A 13,491-nucleotide genomic window follows, 5' to 3' on the forward strand; every position below is an offset into this window, starting at 1 on the left:
ACGGGAAAGTGGCTTTTTTATCGAGGAAACATCTGTTCATGAAAACAATTTCACGTTAAATGCTGTTTTGTAAATAGTGCTATGGTACCATTTTCCTCTTGAACCACTCCAGCAAGACCGATAGACTTGCAAAAGACCTGATTCGCTTCCGCAATCAAAACGCAAAAAGCGAAAAGGAGTGGTTCACACCATGTTGTCACGAGAAGCGCCAACGCGCTTTTTCTTCTTTTTGAACAGTTTTGGATTGATGCTGTTATGCTTATTTGTCACACCGACAAGTGCAATGGCACCACAACCGGTACCAATCCTCCCTGTTCTCGATAGTACAACGTCGCCATCGGAACAAGTTTCAAAGAAGGAAAAGAAACCAACCATATCTGCTACAGCAGTAAAACGCGAGTCTGTACAGGTTAGTCGTGATAGTCGCCCCAGAGTGGTTCGCAATGGAAAAGTGAAAGTTTCGGAGAGGGATATGGAACTGCTCGCCCGGTTAGTGTATGCGGAAGGCCGGGGAGAACCGTATGAAGGACAGGTAGCGATTGCTGCCGTTGTATTGAATCGGGTTGCTTCAGATGATTTTCCAAATACGGTACGGGAGGTTATTTATGCTCCCAATGCGTTTTCGCCTGTCCATGACGGCAATTTGACACATAAATTAAATGAAAGTACGAGAAAAGCGGTTCAGGACGCAATGAATGGAAAGGATCCGACCAACGGTTCCCTGTACTTCTTTAATCCGGATACAGCTAAATCCAAGTGGATTTGGTCACGTCCTGTAACGGTTGAGATCGGTAACCATCGTTTTGCTCGTTAACGCGTTACTCACAAAAAAGATTTAATAATACTTTATTTTTATTTAATTGATGTTTTACTTTTACTTGCTATGTTGTACGTGTAAGCACTTTTTCAACGCATTGAGAAAAAGTTCGATTATCTTCTTTGGATGACTTTTTAACGTAAGCATGTTTAGATCGATCATTCAATCTGAGTATGCCTACGCTAATAGCTTTGATTGATTGACTGTTTTGGGTGAGAGCAAACCAGTCATAGAACAATCAGTCGTTCTTTTTCTCAATCGCCCCCAATAATTAGGCATTCCCAACTGGGAGTGCCCCTTTTTTATTTTCAAACCCGTATACAGACATAACACCTTGTCTTTTGCTACAATATACCTGTATGGAAAGGGGGCAGTTCGTTGCGTTTGTACAGTCAAATGACACTCGCAGAGCTCCAGGAGGAAATGGAGCGCCTGCACGTAGAAGCGAAAGAGAAAAAGAAGCTTGGGGATCACTCACAGCTTGCGATCATTACACAAAAGTACTTTATGGCGAAATCGTACTATTTAGGAACAAGTGAGTTCCGAATCGGCAGCAAATACAGCGTGCCTGATTACGATCAGCCATTTACAATCGATTATTTCAACGGCGTCTTTGCTTGGGGACGTTTCCCTGATTCGGACGAGCAGACAGGTTTTCCAGTAGGAATGCTGGAGCTATGGTTCGACTAGAAAAAAGAGATCGGCACTCGCACACTTGTGCATGCCGATCTCTTTTTTCTTGCCCGGGCACATGCCGCAGCAGATGGATATACTAAGAAAAACGAAAGGGAGCCAACCCGCATATGGACTGGATTTCTATCATCCTTTTGGTACTACTTGCGCTCGGTGTTATTGGTAACAACGCAACCGTATCCATTGCCGTTGCGATTCTTCTCTTAATGAGGCTCCTGTCATTGGAACGATATTTCCCTCTACTCGAGCAGCATGGATTACAGCTCGGGATCATTATACTGACGATTGGCATCATGACTCCGCTGGCAAGCGGCAAAATTAATCCTTCGTCTATCTTGGAGATTTTTACAAATTGGCATTCGCTGCTGGCCGTCGCCGTCGGTATGTTTGTGGCCTACCTGGCGGGAAAAGGAACGGTCTTGATGTCCCAAAATCCATTGATCGTTACTGGCCTCTTGCTAGGTACAATCGCTGGTGTCACTTTTTTCCGAGGTGTTGCAGTCGGTCCTTTAATTGCAGCAGGGATTCTCGCCTTTATCTTGCAATTTCTCCCGAAGTGATTAACTCCAGCGCTCTTTTAGCTGAAGACCGTAGGCCAAAATTTGTTGTGGCGTAACCATGCGGAAGCCTTGCTGTGCACGATAATCAATCGTAAGCAGATCAGATCCGATATAGGCGATCGTTTCGCGATCTATCAGAAACGTCAAAGAATCGACCTGGTAGACTTCATCCTCGGGACCTTGGCTATCCCACCACAACGCATACTCTACATTCATCCCGCAGCCACCGACTAGCTCACCGTTGATCCGAATGGGCTTATCTGTACTTGCCATACGTTCTTCGGCCTCTTTTGTCACTTTTACTATCATGTTTGATGCCACCCTTCTCATGATTTTCCAGCATGCTGAATGCATCATCTCTTTCATGATAGCATACAATGCTTGAAAGGCAGCAGAAAGGACGATCATCTATGAACATCTACGAACAAGATGGGATTTTTGTCGCGGAAACGGAGTTCCAATCGGAGCTCGTTGTCATTTTTGCGAATACGTGGGAGGAAGCCAAGGAAAAACTACTCGTTCGGCTTCTCGTACTAGAAATGATTGGTTGAATAAAAAGCGGGTCGCCCAGTGGACCTGCTTTTTTCCATGTGAAAAAACAAGGAGCTACCCATACATGACAGATACGACCGTAACGGAAATTTCCGAGCAACACCTGGTTGCTCACATCAGACAAGCAACGACCAAAGCCAATCGTAACAATGTCACCCGCACACAAGCATACCTCGCCTTTTATCTCGAGCATCAAGAGGTTCACTGGGCGTTATTGGCCCATCTGGTCTCACGAAATGGCGGGTGGAACATGACCGATTTAAAAGGAGAATGGCTACCGCTTATTATGGACGCACAAGCAATTGAGCCGTTTTTTTGGTTTTTGGAAAGATCTAACTGGCTGATTTTTCACGATGCCTATCCGCAATTGCTTCTGTATGCGGAGATGAAACGAACGGGGGCAGATTTAACAAAGCTTTTGGCACCACTTGGTGTTTCAGTCTTTATGCAATCGTATTGGCAAGAGTTCCTCGCAACCAAAGACAGCGCGCGCCTTACACATGCTCTCATCGTCAATGAACAGCAATATATCGAACAACGTGTCGTACAGAAGCCGTTTACACTAAATCGCATTTTCAGTTCGTTTGCTTTCGTTGCTCAATCTGCTCTCTCGATGAATCAAGTGCTCATTCCCTATAAAGCGCATTCTACTGATCGCCGACTTAGTTTGATCGGGTTACATGTTCATCATTTTCCCGACATCAGAAACCGCATTCAGATCGGAAAAACGTTGTATCAGCAATTGTTTGGGGATTCTTTCCGCTCCGAAAAAATGGTCTCCTACTGCTCTCGTATTCCTCATACTGGCTCCCGAGCAGATTATTGGCCGCATTTGTTCACCCCTCATCATACTCCTTCTACCAAAGAAGATGCTTACCAACTACGCTTGGATGGACATGAGTTGCTAGAAGGAAGCCCGAAGATATACAGCCCCCGTCTTCAAGATGCATGGGCTGATTATGGACACGATCCGGCAGATGGGGTAGATTGGTTTCGAGATGAAAAATGGCACAAGGTCGTGAATGAACCCGCTTCACTGCCTTCCATCGACTGTGATTCTTATGTGCGTTCGCTGCAATGGATCGAATACGGCGTCAAACTCGTCTCAGCAATCACGTAGCTTGGAGAGGAGGTCAGCCTCATGGAAAAATGGATGCAAGAAATGGCGTTGAATCAAACAGGTTTTTTGCTATCCTGCCAATTGCCGAGTGGTACCTTTCGCCTTGGCCCCCAACGTGACCAAATCAATCCGTATTTTACTAATCTCGGAATTGTTTCCCTCATCCGTATGAAGGAGGTAGAGGCTGTTCGCGGTCATCTCGATTGGTATTTGCAAAACCTGAATGCGGACGGCTATATCAATGATTTTCGTCTTGAACAGAACAGAGAAATCGATACCGGCACAAATGATAGCGAAGATAGCTACCACACCACCTATTTTAGCCTGCTAGCAGAATGGATACGAGCAACGGGGCATATGGACTGGCTGTATGCCAACCACGCTACACTCTTGTCCCTTCTCCGAGCAGTTGCCCGCCTTCAACAGAAGGACAGTCTGACCTGGGCGAAGCGTTCGTATCGGGTCAAATATTTGATGGACAATTGCGAGGTGGCCAAAGGACTGGCAGATGCTTCGTATTTATTTTCGTTGATCGGAGATGTGGAGGCTGCCGAGGAAGCGGCTTCACGTGCGAGGGCCTGTGAGCTCGGCATCCGTGGAATGTACAGTCGGATTCGCAAGTCGTATGCCATGTATGATCGTACGTATCCCGGCTGGCGAAAATGGTACCCGGACGTCACTTCCCAAGCGTTTCCCATTGTCTACAGCATGACAGATGCCAATACGGCTTCGCTACTCTACCAAAGGATCACAGACGCTTTCCCGCACTTTGATACGTTTCAGACTGGTGATTTATACCCTTGGATGACGATGGGGGTATGCGCGCAGTTGATGGGTGATAAAACACGGGTGAGGACCATGCTCGTGACCGCTACAGATTTGTACATACACGGTCCGAGGTACCCGTACTGGCTGCTTCAAGATGCCGGACGCTATATCGAGTTACTACTTGAAGTGGATTCATGAGGTTCAGATAGGAGGTCCTTTACCCAACGATAGCAACGCTCGAGCTGTTCGTCTGTAACTTGGTCGGAACGATGCTCGAACATGATCTTTACGTGCGGGTTTTCCTTCCGGATGATTGTCAGGTAGTCCTCAATCGGTGCCCACCCTTCTTCTGGTTTCCATTCAGGGAGAACGGGAAAGTGAACGAATTCTACCCCACTCGCGGTCACCTTCATACTCTTCAAATGAATGCTAAACGCATATTTCGTATACGTTTGGATGACCTTGCGCGCATCGAAACACGGGTCGATTTTTTCTTGCAGGAACAATCGGCCCGTATCGAGACAGAGCTTGATCGTTGGATATTTCTGCAGCAAGTCCTCTAAAAATTTTGTCTCATACACATATTTGTTGAGTGCATCGAATTCAAGGACTGGTGTGAAGTGAAACTCCTTGCCTTTCTCAGCTAACCACGCAAACACCTGCTCAGTACGTGATTGAAACTCTGCTTCTGTGTAGACCTGCTCCCAAACAAAGTCTCGCGAATCATGAAAACGCCAAACATTCCAGTCGACGCGATCATCCAAAATGACAGGCTTCGGATAGTGGAATAAGACATAGGTTGGCGAAAGGAATGCCATATACACCAGTTCCCTCTCTATCCTTTCAAACGCCTCTGCTCTCGTCTGATCATGAGCATCCATGAATAGAGCATCCCGCAGCTCGGATTGACCTGCACGCAGGGGAAAATGAACACCAACCGCAAATCCTTTTGCTTGTGATTCGCGCTGCAGAATTTGGATATCCTCCTCCGACTCAAATAAGCATGCCTCTATTCCGTAAAAGCCCTCTTTAAAATCTCGTGCGTATTTTGCCTGATCAAAACCTCCGTATTGACCAATCATGAAATTTTTCATTCGAGGGTTTCCTCCGATTTTCCACCGTATAGAAAACGCGGGAAGTCTCTCCCCGCGCTTGCTCTACTTTCTTTCAATTTTCGTACCCGAGTCGTGCGTCACCACGAGAAATGGGGTCAATTCCCCTTCCTCCCAATAAAAAGGCAAGACAGAAATCGGCACTTGCCCTTTCGATGCAAAATCATAAGTAAGACGAGCTAACAGATGGGCTCCAGCTTCTCCTGCCATATCCGCCACAATCAGCACATCCTGATGCGGAATGGCGACACCAAGCGAGTCTCCTTGCTTTTTCTGATCCATCTCCGCCAGAAATGAATCCAGCAAAATTCGGCTTGCCGCGTAGCCGTCTGTCGGACTAATAAAATGGATGTGCTGGCCCCCTACCTCTTGTGACTTCACTGAAAAGGGGAGCTTTCGCAAGTTTTCCATCGCGTATGCATGAAGCTGCTCGCTCGTCCAGCCTGCTTCCTGTAACATCCTCTTCTCAATCAATGCGTAGCCTTCCCCTTGGTCTAGCGCGTACAGGACGTACGTATCTGCTGTATGTTCCTTCACAACCCAACGCTCCGGGTACTTGTTGATCATCGAGGCATGGCGCAAAACCGGATAAATGTTAGGCTCTTGACCGATTACTTTCAGTTGTCGATCCAATTTACTCACTCCCTTCCTCGTTTATTACCAAGGTGGATTATCGTCGTCCTCCGTTGGCGTGCTCATTGGGGTATACGCTACGTTTTGGCTTCGCTCTTCGATTTCTTTCACGATGTCCGTCAATGCCTTTGGCTTTAAAAACTCAACAGGGGACATGCCACGCTCGAACTGTAGCTGCTCGCCTTCTAACAATACCAAATAACGCCCGTTTACTTTCGCGATATGCAGGTTGGTACCGTAATCGGCCAATAATGTGCGGATCTGCATATGATCCAGCTTGAACTTCAGCTCGACCTCTGGTTGGCGATCTGTAATGATTTGCATCGCTTCCATCACAGTCTCATGCTCCCATTTTTCTGCGAGCTCCCGCTTCGGACTTGCGGCAATGAGTTCGATGGCTTCCTCTTCCCTTACCCGTTCTTCCGACTCTTCGGGATACGTATATTCAATGTGCTGTCTTGCCAATGAAATGACTTCTTCAGAGACGATCTGCGTCATCGTTTGCGGATACTCGATAAAACGCAGAAACTCCTCGAAATACCGTGCGTGGGAGAACTGATGAATTTTCACGTGATAAGGATCATTCATTCCCGATTCAATCATATACGGATACATCAGCGATTTCATGTTTTTGGCGTTAATCGCCATGCGCACATTCGATATGAGGCTCTTCTCGTCTGTGATGACTGCTGTTTTTTGTTCGAAATCGCATTTTAAAATAAAGACATAGCGTTCATCAATCAGATCCAGCCTCGTCCGGACCACAATCATGACCCCGCCTCTCACCTGAGAGGTTCGCAAATACGACTGAATCAACTCCTGGCAGGGCTCCTTGCTCTCCCCTGGTGTCTCCGCTGCCAACAATCGATTCAAGAGGGCATAGTTGGGGTTCGACTCCAATGGATGTCCAGGCTCCAGCACAAATTGACCCAGTTTTGTCGGCGTGCCTTCTGTCTTCGGATTCATCTCGACTTTTCTTTTCGCAATCCGGGCGAATTCCCCATCGAGAAAATCTTTCAGTTCGCTTTTCTGATATTCATCATGGCCCAAATAGCGCGTCATCCGCACTTGTTTTATGCCATCCTCTTCTTCAGGTTGTTCCATCAGATAAAAGGATAACCAATCAATTGTAAAATTCATACCCTTCGCTCCTGTCTGCATGTAACGAACTGATTATAGCAAACCTATTGAAAAAAAGGTCAGCTTTTTCAAATCATGATAAGATGAAGGGAGGAGGGGAAAATCAGACAATGTGGACTCGTATGAAGTCATGGTGGAATGAAAAAATACGCGATAAACCATATCGGCCCGGCCACCTGGCAGGACACTATGAAATAACAAAAGTACTGGGGATGGGAAGCTACGGGATCGCATATCTCGCAACGCACAACCCTACAGGTAATCAGGTTGTGCTGAAGCAAGTGAAACCCAGCCTGCGTCACACACCAAAAGGAGAAGCCATGCAGGCGTATGAAAAAAAGGTGCTGATGTCCCTCTCGCATCCGCAATTCCCTCGCTGTCTGGATTCCTTTACTTACCGGCAAGACTCGTTTATAGTCATGACTTATCTAGCAGGCCCGACACTCGAAGACATGTTGTTTGATCAAAACATCGTGGCTGATGAGCAAAAATGCGCCGAATGGATCCGCCAAATCGGGGAGCTCGTGGCCTACCTCCATATGCAAAATGTGATTCACCGCGACGTACGGATTCCCAACGTCATCTGGAAAGGGGACAAGCCGTACTTGATTGATTTTGGCCTCGCCAGGTTCGTTGGTGATCGTCCGACATACACGGCTGATACCTTGTCCGCCTACCCGTCTGAAAAACAATTGAAGCGTGAAGTCGCTCCTTCCAGTGATTTGTACGCATTGGGACATTTCTTTTTATTTTTGCTCTATTCCGGATACGAATCGGAACCAGATGCACCAGAAAAAAGCTGGGAAGAGGAGCTTTCTTTATCTCCTCCGATTCGCATGATGATTCGGCGTTTGTTACAAATGGACGCCCCTTATGAGAGCGTTCAGGACTGGCTAGAAGAGCTAGATCGCTATTTGATCCACTCCCATAAAAAAAGAGCAGGGCATCCGTAGACCTCACGGATTCTCCCTGCTCTTCTTCGTCCTTCATTCGGCAATCGGCTCTTGTTTCGCCTGTTCCATCTTTTCCTTTAGTTCCCCTGCTTCCTGGCGCAGCACTTGTCGTTCGTGTTTCGTCAGAACTTCTCCACCAACTGTGCCGTTTACCAGCAAATCCTCTTCATATAACCGATCTTTGCGCATGGAAACCTCCTGCAGACAAGTTGTGTGCTTCTTGTCCTACTTTGTTCCAAAGCTGCCCTTCTTATGTGCACGATTTTGATTCCGCTTGGCAGGGCTCGCATTTTTAGCTGGAGCTCCTGGCTTTTGTGCTGGCGCGGGCTTTCGTACAGGACGCGGATCTTCCAGCGCTCCGTGGGTCATGAATTTTTCAGCGATAGGCAAGCCTGTTTGCTTGGAAAATTTTTGGATGATGAACTGTTCCTGTGGCGTAACGATCGAAAATACCAGTCCGGCACGCCCCATTCGCCCAGTTCGACCACTGCGATGAATGTACGTATCCGCATCCGATGCAGGATCATAATGCACAATACATTCCACACCTGGAATATCAATGCCACGTGCCGATACATCTGTCGTAATCAACACGGGGAATGCTCCGTCCCGGAATTGTTGCAGGGTGCGGGCACGCTCTTCCTTCGTAGCATCACGGTGCAAGAGTCTGCACGGCAAATTGTGGTAATTGAGCTTCGATACAATCTCGTCCACTTTTTCGATTTGGTTGACAAAAACAATGGAGGAGCGAACATTGACGAGGCGCAGCAAACGACGGAGCGTATCCACCTTTTTGCGTGGATCGGTGACCAAATACATGTGTGCTACTCCTGCGGCCCCTTCTGGTGCCGCTGCACGAATAACGGCAGCGTCTTTTGTAAAAATCTCAGCCGTATGTACGACTTCCTCTGCGATTGTCGCTGAGAATAACAGTCGTTGCGTATCACGCAGTGTTTTTTTCATAACCTCTTGGACTGGCTTGCCAAAGCCTGCATCCAGCATACGGTCTGCCTCGTCGACAACAACTGTCTTCACTTCATGGACCTTTAGCTTGCGCTGCTCAATCAGCTCCAACAGTCTTCCTGGTGTTGCTACGATCAATACAGGCTTCTTTTTCAGTTTCTCGATTTGGCGTTTCACATCGACACCGCCAATAATAGACATCACAGCCGTGTCCTTCCCTGGCAGTAGGCTTTCTGCTTCCCGTGCAATCTGAACAACGAGCTCATGCGTCGGTGCAAGTACAATGGCCTGTACATCTTTTTGCTCCATATTGACTTTCGATAAAATCGGCAATAGATAAGCAAACGTCTTGCCTGTCCCTGTCGGTGACTCAACCAAGGCATCTCGACCAGCCAAAATCAACGGAATGGCTTCACTCTGTACCGGTGTCGGTGTTTCCATTTTTCGCTCTCGCAATATAGTCAACAGCGGTGCGCTAATTTGTAAATCTGCAAACGTGGTGCTCACAAAAACCCTCCTGGCATAAAGTCGTGCATTGGGTAAGCTTACCACACTTTGCAGGTAGAATACAGAGGTAAGCCAGTCCTCGTGAGTCAAGGTCCTTTTCGAGATAAAAAAACAGGCGAAATCCGCATTGGACTTCGCCTGACCTTCCTTCTACCCGTTATTGGAATCGAAACGGGTTTCCTGCTTCTCACCCTGGTCTTGACGGTCCCGGCTGGTGGTTTGGTTACGTGTCCCTTTTGGACTTTCCATGTACTCCTCTACTTCCTTTTGAAACTCCGCATCATAGTCACGCACACCTATCACCCCCTACTCTTATTTTGACCAGGCTGATCACATATTATTTTCCTGAAACCTTTTTCCCGGTCATGCGTCTCTTCATATAGGAATGATAACTCTCGTACAATTTGTTAGATGGATGTGAATAGTGAATGGAGACGTTGTCTCGGACTCGCTCACGCAAGCGAGCCAACCGCAAAAGACCATGGCGTTGGGTTAAGAAATGGATGCTTGGCATAGCCTTAACCTTTACAACCTTGGCTCTACTGGGAATTATTTTTTTATTTGGAACGAAAAACGGCGTAGAATTACGCGAGTGGGCGGCAGGTACTTTGCTGACAACCCAGCACGATTACTGGGCTCCTTATACATTTTTACCCGATGAAAAACTGAAAGAACTTAAGCAGCAAATTACACATCCCACTGTTATCAATTCTGAGGATACAGGCTCAGCCACGACAGGACCTGCTATTCCGCCGAGATCGAATCTGGTAACCGTCACACTTCCAGAGAAACCAAAAGAACTAATCGAGGTCGAGGATATTGACGTCTCGAAAGGCAGTTATTACTTTAAAGGAAAAATCATGTACATTAGCGACCCGAGCAGAGTACGGCTCGTCGTCACGAATCGCAAGGACCGTGGTGATTTGCTCGATGAGTTTGTAAACAAAACAGGAGCCATCGGGATCGTCAATGCGAGTGGATTCGCCGACCCAGACGGCTACGGCAAAGGAGCACGAGCTTACGGCGTCGTCATCCACGAAGGAAAGATTTTGCAGGGCTACAACCCGAGAAGCGGAGAAACTGCGTTAGGGCTTACCTATGACGGTAAACTGATTACAGGCAGCTACTCGGCTGAACAACTCGTGAAGATGGGCGTGCGTGACGCTGTGAGCTTCCGTCCGCAGTTAATTGTAAACGGGAATAATATGTTTGAAGGAAAGCCTGCCAAGAGCTGGGGTATTCAGCCGCGTACCGCGATTGGACAAAAAGAAGACGGGACAATTGTATTTGCAGTCATTGACGGTCGCCAACCCGGGCATTCCATCGGGGCGAGCATGAACGACATGGCGGAGCTATTGGCTGAGCGAGGTGTCGTTACGGCAATGGCCATGGACGGAGGTTCCAGCTCCATGATGCTGCACAATGGTGAGGCCATCACGAAGACGTCTTCTCCCTATCATCGAGGCCGCTATTTGCCAAATGCGTGGGCAGTTTTTTAGAAAACGGCGGGGTTGATTTTGAGGAGGTTTCAAATTCTTGGACAAATTGTTTCACTATAGTGAAGACCCGGCCATTACGATTTTTCAGCCTCGCGCACATCCCTCTCACCCCACACTTGCTCCGGCTGTATGGGCGATTGATGCAGAACGAGCTCCGATGTATTATTTACCGCGTGATTGCCCAAGGATTTGCTTTTACAAAAAAGCAAATTCTGAGCCGGCAGACGTCGAGCGCTTTCTTGGCTTGACGAGCGCCAAAATGGTTATAGCGATCGAAAGCAAATGGTATCCCGCGGTTACACAAACTACGCTGTATGAATATACCTTCTCTCCAGAATCTTTTTATAGCTGGGACGAAGGTGCAGGCTACTATTTGTCAGAGGAAACTGTTTCGCCACTAGACGTAAGGCCATTAGGTGATCTTGTACACTATCTTAGCCGATCGGATATTGAATTGCGCATCACCCCTTCGTTGATGCCGCTCCAGGATTCATTGCTACAAAGCAGTCTGCACTTTTCCATGATCCGTATGCGCAATGCGTCGCTCACATAAAGAACAGGCAGTCTCACCCGATGGTGGCTGCCTGTTTTTGCTTTTACAATTTAATCGGTGTTTTTGCCTGCTCCAAGCTCCATTTCTCAACATCCCACGTCTGTGTAACCCAATCCTCATAAAATTCAGGTTCGTGGCATACGAGAAGGACAGTCCCCTTGAACTCCTTCAAGGAGCGTTTGAGCTCTTCCTTGGCGACGACATCCAAGTGGTTCGTCGGCTCGTCAAATACCAGCCAGTTGCTTTCGCGCTGCAGTAATTTACAGAGACGAACCTTTGCTTGCTCGCCCCCGGACAGAGCGTTCATGTTACGATTGATATGCTCATTTTTCAAGCCACAACGTGCCAGCGCTCCGCGAACCTCATGGTTATTCATGGAAGGGAATTCATTCCATACGTCATCGAGTGCAGTAATTGGCTTCGCCTTTACTTCTTGCTCGAAGTAAGCAGGATGGAGGAAATCACCTTTCTCCAGCTTTCCACCCAGCGGAGGAATCACACCCAGCAACGTTTTCAGCAGAGTAGACTTACCGACACCGTTCATGCCAACAATCGCTACTTTTTCACCGCGCTCCAGCTTCACGCTAAGCTTTGGCAGCAATGCATGCGAATATCCGATCTCCAGGTTTTCAGCCTCAATGACAAAACGGCTACTTGCCCGGGATTCTTTAAAGATAAACGAAGGTTTCGCAGCCGTCTCCGGCTTGTCGATGCGATCCATTTTATCGAGCTGCTTTTGACGGCTCTTCGCGCGGCCGGTAGTAGACGCACGTGCCTTATTGCGCGCAATAAAGTCTTCCATTTTAGCAATTTCTTCCTGCTGCTTCTCAAATGCGTCAAAGTGCTGACTGCGTTTTGTCTCAGACTGTGCCAGGAAGGATTCGTAGTTCCCTGTGTAACGATTCAACTTGGTAAATTCCAAATGATAAATCACATTCACGACTTCGTTCATGAAGGTCGTGTCATGGGAAATCAGCATGAAAGCGTAAGGATATTCCTTCAAGTAGTTTTTCAACCACACGATATGCTCTTCGTCCAAGTAGTTTGTCGGCTCATCCAGCAACAGAACAGTTGGTTGTTCCAGCAGCAATTTTGCCAAAAGAACCTTGGTGCGCTGACCACCGGAGAGAGATGCAACATCGCGCTCCAAACCGATTGCACTCAAACCCAAAGCGTTGGCGATTTCATCTACTTTTGCATCGATCAAATAAAAGCCGCTCGTTTCCAGCTTGTCTTGAATTTCGCCCATGCGCTCCAGCAATTCTTCCAGTTCCTCTGGAGATGCCTCAGCCATCTTTTCCCCAATCGTCATCAGTTCAGCCTCTTGCTCCAACAACGGCAGGAAGGCATCCTTGAGTACATCACGAATCGTTTTACCAGCTTGCAGCTTGGTATGCTGATCCAAATATCCGTATTCGATTTTGGGCATCCATTCAATACGACCGTTATCAGGCAAGTTTTGGCCTGTCAAAATTCCCATCATTGTTGATTTTCCGGTACCATTTGCGCCTACGAGTCCTACACGGTCATTTGGTTGCAAACGGAAAGATACATCGCGAAACAAAACACGGTCCCCAAAACCATGGGACAAATTCTCTACGATCAAAACACTCATGCTCTA

17 protein-coding genes are annotated in these 13,491 nt (G+C 47.5%); 9 read left to right on the forward strand and 8 right to left on the reverse strand.

Features of this window, described 5'->3' with window-relative positions:
• The first annotated feature begins 190 nt into the window (after positions 1-190).
• The 3 genes from HP570_RS01525 to HP570_RS01535 all read left to right on the forward strand — a co-directional run bounded on the left by HP570_RS01525 (position 191) and on the right by HP570_RS01535 (position 2,070).
• Positions 191-814, forward strand: coding sequence for a cell wall hydrolase (locus HP570_RS01525; protein ID WP_173624704.1), 624 nt, complete (start codon positions 191-193; stop codon positions 812-814).
• A 381-nt stretch (positions 815-1,195) separates the two neighbouring features.
• Positions 1,196-1,507 (forward strand): YfhH family protein, encoded by a 312-nt coding sequence (locus tag HP570_RS01530; RefSeq protein ID WP_015891565.1) that lies wholly within the window; start codon positions 1,196-1,198, stop codon positions 1,505-1,507.
• Positions 1,508-1,620: 113 nt separating this feature from the next.
• Positions 1,621-2,070 (forward strand): DUF441 domain-containing protein, encoded by a 450-nt coding sequence (locus HP570_RS01535; protein ID WP_016743474.1) that lies wholly within the window; start codon positions 1,621-1,623, stop codon positions 2,068-2,070.
• Here HP570_RS01535 and HP570_RS01540 read toward each other — a convergent pair whose 3' ends face one another.
• Positions 2,071-2,379 (reverse strand): iron-sulfur cluster biosynthesis family protein, encoded by a 309-nt coding sequence (locus tag HP570_RS01540; RefSeq protein ID WP_253721054.1) that lies wholly within the window; start codon positions 2,377-2,379, stop codon positions 2,071-2,073.
• A gap of 101 nt (positions 2,380-2,480) precedes the next feature.
• On the opposite strand from HP570_RS01540, the gene HP570_RS01545 reads away from it, so the two are divergent.
• The 3 genes from HP570_RS01545 (at position 2,481) to HP570_RS01555 (ending at position 4,708) form a co-directional block, all read left to right on the forward strand.
• The gene (locus HP570_RS01545) at positions 2,481-2,621 is read left to right on the forward strand and encodes a hypothetical protein (protein ID WP_016743472.1); all 141 of its coding nucleotides are present in this window, start codon (positions 2,481-2,483) and stop codon (positions 2,619-2,621) included.
• Between the two features lie 65 nt (positions 2,622-2,686).
• Positions 2,687-3,742, forward strand: a complete 1,056-nt coding sequence (locus HP570_RS01550) for a DUF2515 family protein (RefSeq protein WP_173624705.1) — start codon at positions 2,687-2,689, stop codon at positions 3,740-3,742.
• Between the two features lie 21 nt (positions 3,743-3,763).
• Complete coding sequence (locus HP570_RS01555) at positions 3,764-4,708, forward strand: hypothetical protein (protein ID WP_173624706.1); 945 nt, start codon at positions 3,764-3,766, stop codon at positions 4,706-4,708.
• On the opposite strand, the gene HP570_RS01560 is transcribed toward HP570_RS01555, so the two are convergent.
• The 3 genes from HP570_RS01560 to HP570_RS01570 form a co-directional block, all read right to left on the reverse strand.
• A complete protein-coding gene (locus HP570_RS01560) occupies positions 4,675-5,604 on the reverse strand; it encodes an apurinic/apyrimidinic endonuclease family protein (protein ID WP_173624707.1) in 930 nt (309 codons plus the stop codon). The two genes, HP570_RS01555 and HP570_RS01560, sit on opposite strands and share 34 nt — an antisense overlap.
• Positions 5,605-5,667: 63 nt before the next feature.
• Positions 5,668-6,264, reverse strand: coding sequence for a DUF1444 family protein (locus HP570_RS01565; RefSeq protein WP_173624708.1), 597 nt, complete (start codon positions 6,262-6,264; stop codon positions 5,668-5,670).
• Between the two features lie 15 nt (positions 6,265-6,279).
• Positions 6,280-7,395: a DUF3900 domain-containing protein gene (locus tag HP570_RS01570; RefSeq protein WP_173624709.1), complete on the reverse strand. Its 1,116-nt coding sequence runs from the start codon at positions 7,393-7,395 to the stop codon at positions 6,280-6,282.
• 110 nt (positions 7,396-7,505) lie between these two features.
• On the opposite strand from HP570_RS01570, the gene HP570_RS01575 reads away from it, so the two are divergent.
• On the forward strand, positions 7,506-8,348 hold the full coding sequence (locus HP570_RS01575) for a serine/threonine protein kinase (protein ID WP_087349046.1): 843 nt from the start codon (positions 7,506-7,508) through the stop codon (positions 8,346-8,348).
• A 33-nt stretch (positions 8,349-8,381) separates the two neighbouring features.
• Here HP570_RS01575 and HP570_RS01580 read toward each other — a convergent pair whose 3' ends face one another.
• The 3 genes from HP570_RS01580 to HP570_RS01590 form a co-directional block, all read right to left on the reverse strand.
• The gene (locus HP570_RS01580; protein ID WP_007718860.1) at positions 8,382-8,537 is read right to left on the reverse strand and encodes a hypothetical protein; all 156 of its coding nucleotides are present in this window, start codon (positions 8,535-8,537) and stop codon (positions 8,382-8,384) included.
• A gap of 36 nt (positions 8,538-8,573) precedes the next feature.
• Positions 8,574-9,818 (reverse strand): DEAD/DEAH box helicase, encoded by a 1,245-nt coding sequence (locus HP570_RS01585; RefSeq protein WP_173624710.1) that lies wholly within the window; start codon positions 9,816-9,818, stop codon positions 8,574-8,576.
• A 150-nt stretch (positions 9,819-9,968) separates the two neighbouring features.
• The gene (locus HP570_RS01590; RefSeq protein WP_015891577.1) at positions 9,969-10,112 is read right to left on the reverse strand and encodes a hypothetical protein; all 144 of its coding nucleotides are present in this window, start codon (positions 10,110-10,112) and stop codon (positions 9,969-9,971) included.
• Positions 10,113-10,246: 134 nt separating this feature from the next.
• Here HP570_RS01590 and HP570_RS01595 point away from each other — a divergent pair, with 134 nt between their 5' ends.
• Both HP570_RS01595 and HP570_RS01600 read left to right on the forward strand, forming a co-directional pair.
• Complete coding sequence (locus HP570_RS01595; RefSeq protein WP_173624711.1) at positions 10,247-11,317, forward strand: phosphodiester glycosidase family protein; 1,071 nt, start codon at positions 10,247-10,249, stop codon at positions 11,315-11,317.
• Positions 11,318-11,354: 37 nt separating this feature from the next.
• Complete coding sequence (locus HP570_RS01600) at positions 11,355-11,870, forward strand: DUF6886 family protein (protein WP_173624712.1); 516 nt, start codon at positions 11,355-11,357, stop codon at positions 11,868-11,870.
• 43 nt (positions 11,871-11,913) lie between these two features.
• Here the strand turns inward: HP570_RS01600 and HP570_RS01605 are convergent, their stop codons facing one another.
• Positions 11,914-13,485 carry an ABC-F family ATP-binding cassette domain-containing protein gene (locus HP570_RS01605; protein WP_064202620.1) on the reverse strand — a complete coding sequence of 524 codons (1,572 nt, stop codon included), beginning with the start codon at positions 13,483-13,485 and terminating at the stop codon, positions 11,914-11,916.
• Positions 13,486-13,491 lie beyond the last annotated feature (6 nt).

This window comes from Brevibacillus sp. RS1.1 (assembly GCF_013284365.1).
Taxonomy (GTDB): domain Bacteria; phylum Bacillota; class Bacilli; order Brevibacillales; family Brevibacillaceae; genus Brevibacillus; species Brevibacillus brevis_D.

Excerpts from the sequence above, each read along its gene's own strand:
- HP570_RS01570 (WP_173624709.1), bottom strand. The coding sequence starts at position 7,395 with ATGAATTTTACAATTGATTGGTTATCCTTTTATCTGATGGAACAACCT.
- HP570_RS01560 (WP_173624707.1), bottom strand. The coding sequence starts at position 5,604 with ATGAAAAATTTCATGATTGGTCAATACGGAGGTTTTGATCAGGCAAAA.
- HP570_RS01595 (WP_173624711.1), top strand. The coding sequence starts at position 10,247 with ATGGAGACGTTGTCTCGGACTCGCTCACGCAAGCGAGCCAACCGCAAA.
- HP570_RS01545 (WP_016743472.1), top strand. The coding sequence starts at position 2,481 with ATGAACATCTACGAACAAGATGGGATTTTTGTCGCGGAAACGGAGTTC.
- HP570_RS01535 (WP_016743474.1), top strand. The coding sequence starts at position 1,621 with ATGGACTGGATTTCTATCATCCTTTTGGTACTACTTGCGCTCGGTGTT.
- HP570_RS01540 (WP_253721054.1), bottom strand. The coding sequence starts at position 2,379 with ATGATAGTAAAAGTGACAAAAGAGGCCGAAGAACGTATGGCAAGTACA.
- HP570_RS01580 (WP_007718860.1), bottom strand. The coding sequence starts at position 8,537 with ATGCGCAAAGATCGGTTATATGAAGAGGATTTGCTGGTAAACGGCACA.
- HP570_RS01550 (WP_173624705.1), top strand. The coding sequence starts at position 2,687 with ATGACAGATACGACCGTAACGGAAATTTCCGAGCAACACCTGGTTGCT.
- HP570_RS01575 (WP_087349046.1), top strand. The coding sequence starts at position 7,506 with ATGTGGACTCGTATGAAGTCATGGTGGAATGAAAAAATACGCGATAAA.
- HP570_RS01525 (WP_173624704.1), top strand. The coding sequence starts at position 191 with ATGTTGTCACGAGAAGCGCCAACGCGCTTTTTCTTCTTTTTGAACAGT.
- HP570_RS01555 (WP_173624706.1), top strand. The coding sequence starts at position 3,764 with ATGGAAAAATGGATGCAAGAAATGGCGTTGAATCAAACAGGTTTTTTG.
- HP570_RS01605 (WP_064202620.1), bottom strand. The coding sequence starts at position 13,485 with ATGAGTGTTTTGATCGTAGAGAATTTGTCCCATGGTTTTGGGGACCGT.